General features: G+C 66.5%; 3 protein-coding genes and 1 pseudogene. All 4 read right to left on the reverse strand.

Features of this window, described 5'->3' with window-relative positions; translation table 11 throughout:
* Positions 1-245 (reverse strand): annotated as a pseudogene (locus AC1D00_RS25930) (outer membrane lipoprotein carrier protein LolA); the annotation flags it as partial.
* A gap of 151 nt (positions 246-396) precedes the next feature.
* Positions 397-2,865 (reverse strand): DNA translocase FtsK, encoded by a 2,469-nt coding sequence (locus AC1D00_RS25935; RefSeq protein WP_135178625.1) that lies wholly within the window; start codon positions 2,863-2,865, stop codon positions 397-399.
* Positions 2,866-2,874: 9 nt separating this feature from the next.
* Positions 2,875-4,089 carry an aminotransferase class I/II-fold pyridoxal phosphate-dependent enzyme gene (locus tag AC1D00_RS25940; RefSeq protein ID WP_477012606.1) on the reverse strand — a complete coding sequence of 405 codons (1,215 nt, stop codon included), beginning with the start codon at positions 4,087-4,089 and terminating at the stop codon, positions 2,875-2,877.
* Between the two features lie 370 nt (positions 4,090-4,459).
* Complete coding sequence (locus AC1D00_RS25945; RefSeq protein WP_477012607.1) at positions 4,460-4,864, reverse strand: GFA family protein; 405 nt, start codon at positions 4,862-4,864, stop codon at positions 4,460-4,462.
* Positions 4,865-5,096 lie beyond the last annotated feature (232 nt).

Genomic DNA, 5,096 nt, shown 5'->3' on the forward strand with positions numbered 1-5,096 from the left:
GCGCTGACCTTGGCCGCCTGCGCCTTCTGGCTGGCGTCGAAGGTCTGGAAGATGCTGCTCGGCACGTTGCGGCGCGGATCCGGGATGATCGGATTTGGCGGCGTCTGGGTCGCGCCGGTGACCGCGGGCCCGCCGGCGGCCGGACCGCTATCGCGGCCCTTCGGCGCGGGCTTCGGCACGGGCACGGTCTGCGCGAACGACGCCGCGGTCACCATTGCGGCGGTGACGAGAAGCACGCCGGCCACGCGCGCGCTTCGCGCGGCGATGGTGGCAGCGAATCGAATGTCCGGATGTCTGATCAACGCGTCGTCCTGTATGGCTAGGCGCCTTTTAGCGTGATTTCGGGCAAAAGCAGATATCGATTCTGCGTGAAATAGTGTTTTGAGGCGGCTCGCCTCACATATGGCTGTCTTCTTCCTCGACCAGGATCTCGCGCTTGCCGGCGTGGTTGGCGGGACCGACAATGCCTTCCAGTTCCATGCGCTCCATCAGCGATGCGGCGCGGTTATAGCCGATTTGCAGGCGGCGCTGGATGTAGCTGGTCGAGGCCTTGCGGTCGCGTTTGACGATGGCAACGGCCTGCTGGAATAGATCGCCGCCGCCATCCGCGCCCATGCCGCTGGCGTCGAACACGGCGCCGCCGTCCTCGTCCTCGGTCGGCTCTTCGGCCGTGACAGCCTCGAGATATTCCGGCTGGCCCTGGGTCTTGAGGTGGCGCACCACCTTCTCGACTTCGTCGTCCGACGCAAACGGCCCGTGCACGCGGCTGATGCGGCCGCCGCCGGCCATGTAGAGCATGTCGCCCTGGCCGAGCAGCTGCTCGGCGCCCATCTCGCCCAGGATGGTGCGGCTGTCGATCTTGGAGGTGACCTGGAAGGCGATGCGGGTCGGGAAGTTCGCCTTGATGGTGCCGGTGATGACGTCGACCGACGGACGCTGCGTCGCCAGGATCACGTGCAGGCCGGCGGCGCGCGCCATCTGCGCGAGGCGCTGCACCGCGCCTTCGATGTCCTTGCCGGCGACCATCATCAGGTCGGCCATTTCGTCGACGATGATGACGATGTAGGGCAGCGGGTCGAGCGAGAGCTTCTCTTCCTCGTAGATCGCCTTGCCGGTCTCCTTGTCGAAGCCGGTGTGTACCGTGCGCGTCGGCTCCTCGCCCTTGGCTTTCAACTCGAGCAGGCGCGTGTTGTAGCCGTCGATGTTGCGCACACCGAGCTTGGCCATGTTCTTGTAGCGCTCTTCCATCTCGCGCACGGCCCATTTCAGCGCGACCACGGCCTTCTTCGGGTCGGTCACGACCGGCGTGAGCAGATGGGGAATGCCGTCATAGACGGAGAGTTCGAGCATCTTCGGATCGACCATGATCAGGCGGCACTGGTCCGGACGCAGCCGGTAGACCAGGCTGAGGATCATGGTGTTGATGGCGACCGACTTGCCCGAGCCGGTGGTACCGGCGATCAGCATGTGCGGGGTGCGCGCGAGGTCGATGATGACGGGGTCGCCGCCGATGGTCTTGCCCAGGCAGAGCGGCAGCTTGGCAACCGTGTCGACGGTTTCCTTGGCGACCAGCAGCTCGCGCAGATAGACCTTTTCGCGATGGGCGTTCGGCAGTTCGATGCCGATGGCATTGCGGCCGGGCACGACAGCGACGCGCGCCGACAGCGCGCTCATCGAGCGGGCGATGTCGTCGGCAAGTCCGATCACGCGCGACGATTTGATGCCRGGCGCCGGCTCCAGCTCGTACAGCGTGACGACGGGACCCGGATTGGCCTTCACGATCTCGCCGCGCACGCCGAAGTCCTGCAGCACGCCTTCGAGCGCGCGCGAATTGGCTTCCAGCTCGGCCTTGCTGAGCGGCTGGCGATCACCGGCCTTGGGCGCAGCGAGCACTGACACGGACGGAAGCTCGAACTTGTCGGAGGATTTCTTGGCCGCAGCCTTCGGAGCAGCCTTCTTGCGCGGCGCGCGCGCGGCAGGCTCCTCCTCTTCCTCCTCGTCTTCCTCTTCCTCGTGCTCGTAGTCCTCGTCTTCGGACTGCGGCGAGATCGGGGGCGCGGCGCGGCCGCCGAGATTCGGCTCCTGGCGGCTGAACGCAGCGACCTTGGTCTTCGGCCCGCTCGAGACCAGCGAGCGGTAAGCGGCACCACACAGCCAGATCAGGCGTGCCTTGGTGCTCATCAGCGCATGGAAAAGCCAGCCCAGCGACACCGAACCGCGATCGCTCTCCTCGTCTTCATCGAGCGGCTTGTCGTCATCCTCGATCTCGGCGAGCTCGTCGTCATGCTCGCGCGCGCCAAGACCGCAGGCGATCAGGAAAGTCGCGGCCATCGCCGCGAACAGGATCACACCGAGCACCGTGCGATAGATCGTGCCGGGCGGCCCGAAAATCACCGCGGGCGCGCGCACCAGGGCATCGCCGACCACGCCGCCGAGTCCGGTCGGCAGCGGCCATGCGCCGCCGTGCGGCCAGCAGCTGACAAAGCCCGCGGCGATCACGGTGCAGAGAATCCAGGAGCCGAGCCGCAGCGCCTCGCGGTCGAACGGGCGATGGGTCATCATGCGCCAGCCCCAGACCGCGACCGTCAGGACCAGCATGATCGCGCCGAGCCCGAGGATCTGCATCGCAAGGTCCGCGCCGATCGCGCCGGCATAGCCGAGGATGTTGCGGATCGGCCGCGAGGTCGCGTGGCTGAGGCTTGCATCCTGCACCGACCAGGTCATGAGCGCGGCCGAGGCGAGCCCCGACAGCGCGATCAGGCCGAGGCCGGCGAGCTCGCGCACGCGCCGCGTCAGCGCCTCGCGGATCGACGGCGGCAGATGGCCGACCAGTGGAATGACACGTTCGATTGCCGACATGCTCACGGGCCCCGCCTAACCCAGAGTCTCGACCAGGCGGTGCAGCGCCTGTGCCGTGGTCTCGCCATCCTGCACCAGCGCGAGGCGGATGTAGCCTGCGCCGGGATTGAAGCCGTCGGGCTGGAGCCGCGCCAGATAGCTGCCGGGCACCACGCGCACGCCGGCTTCCTTGAAGAGCCTGAGCGTGATGGATACGTCGTCGCCGAGCTCGGACGTGTTGAGCCAGACGCAGAAGCCGCCGTCGGGCCGGCGATAGCCGTAACGATTGCCGATGATCTGGTCGGCGAGGTCGAACTTGATCCGGTAGAGCCTGCGATTCTCCTCGACATGCGCTTCGTCGCCATAGGCGACGGTGGCGACATGCTGGAGCGGCACCGGCACCTGCGGCGCTGCGATGTTGCGCAGCTCGAGGAACATGCCGATGAATTTCTTGTCGCCGGCGGCGAAGCCGACGCGCAGGCCCGGCAGGTTGGAGCGCTTCGACAGCGACTGGAACGCAACCACGCGGGTGAAATCGGGGCCGGCCCATTCGAGCGCGCTGCCCGGAGCCTCGCGGGTGTAGATCTCCGAATAGCACTCGTCGCTGAGAATGACGAAGCCGTAGCGGTCGGCGAGCTGCTTCAACCGCCTGAAATAATCGGGCTTGGCGACCGAGCCCTGCGGATTGGCGGGCGAGGCGAGGTAGAACGCGACGGTGCGCGCCAGCGTCGCCTCGTCGATGGCGTCGAGATCGGGCAGGAAGCCGTTCTCGACGGTGGTCGGCAGATAGACCGGCTCGCAGGCCGCGGCGCGGGCGCCGGCGCCGTAGACCGGATAGAACGGGTTCGGCATCAGGATGGCGGGCTTGCCGGGGCGCGGGCCGACATAGCGCGCGGCCGTGATCGCGGCGAGGAACAGCCCCTCGCGGCTGCCATTGAGGACGAGAATCTCGCCCGCGGGGTCGAGCGGCCGCGGCAGCTTGAAGCGCGACGACAACCAGGCGCTCGCCGCTTTCCGGAACGGTTCGGTGCCCTGGTTCATCGGGTAACGGCCGAAATCGGCGATGTGCTTGGCCAGCACCGGGCCGACGAAATCAGGCACGGGATGCTGGGGCTCGCCGACTGCAAGCGTAATCAAGGGCTTGCCGGGCTGATGGGGTGCCAGCAGCTCGTTCAGCCGGACGAAGGGCGAGCGTTCGCTGTCGGAGCTTCCAGCTTCCAGGGGCGCACGGGATGAAGCGATCATAGCCATTCTGGACGCCAGCACTCTTGGAACAGCCGGTCGCACCAAGGCGCCGGCGGGAAGCGGTTCAGTTCACCATAGATAGGGCGAGGTTAAGACGCGATTAACCATCGGTCGCCGCCCCCGTCCAGAGCGGGAATTTTGGGGCCGGATAACAACGGGATGCATGGCGCCGGTTCGAGGCGGCTCGCGGAGCTTGATCATACTCCTGTCGGGACGTGGATATTTCGGCGACGTCATGGCCAGGCCGGTCCCGGCCATCCACGGCCTTTCCGGCCGCGTCAAAGAACGTGGATGCCCGGGGCTTCGCCTCGCCGGAGCAGCTTCGGCCGCGCAGGCGGGACGAGCCCGGGCATGACGAGTTTCGCGGTATAGGCGTTCAGTGTCCCGGTAGCTTCTCGAACGTCGCCATGCCGGCGGGGATCGCGTGGAATTCCTGCTTGTCGCAGGTGTAGATCGCCATCTGCGGATGGAACTGCTCCGGCTCGTCCAGCGTACCGACCTTCACGATCGCGGCGGGAAGGCCCGGAACCTTGGTCACCAGATGGGTGCCGCATTCGGCGCAGAACTCGCGCGTCACGGCGCGCTCGAGGTCCTTGCGGGTGAATTGCTTGGGCTGCCCGATGATGTAGCTGAAGCCGGCCGCCGGCATCGCGATGAAGGTGTTGGGCGCGCCGCCCGAGATGTACTGGCACTCGCGGCAATGACACTGCGCCTGCATCATCGGGTCGCCTTCGGCCACATAGCGCACCTCGCCGCAATAGCATCCACCTTCCAAACGCATGGCGACCTCCCGGTTTGTTGTTCGTTGTGGTCGATATTTCTGCGCCCGTTGTCCGGAATGGCAATCTTTTTCTTCGCCGGGATCAGGCAAAAAGAAAGGGGCTCCAACTTGCGCTGGAGCCCCTCAACGGTCGGGGCATTGCCGGGTATGTGCCCAAACCGTAGTTGTGGACGCGGCCTCCGAAGAGACCGCGCCCCGGGAGGAGAGTTACATGTTGTAGGCGCGCTCGGTG

It is taken from the genome of Bradyrhizobium sp. P2_E8, assembly GCF_056403875.1.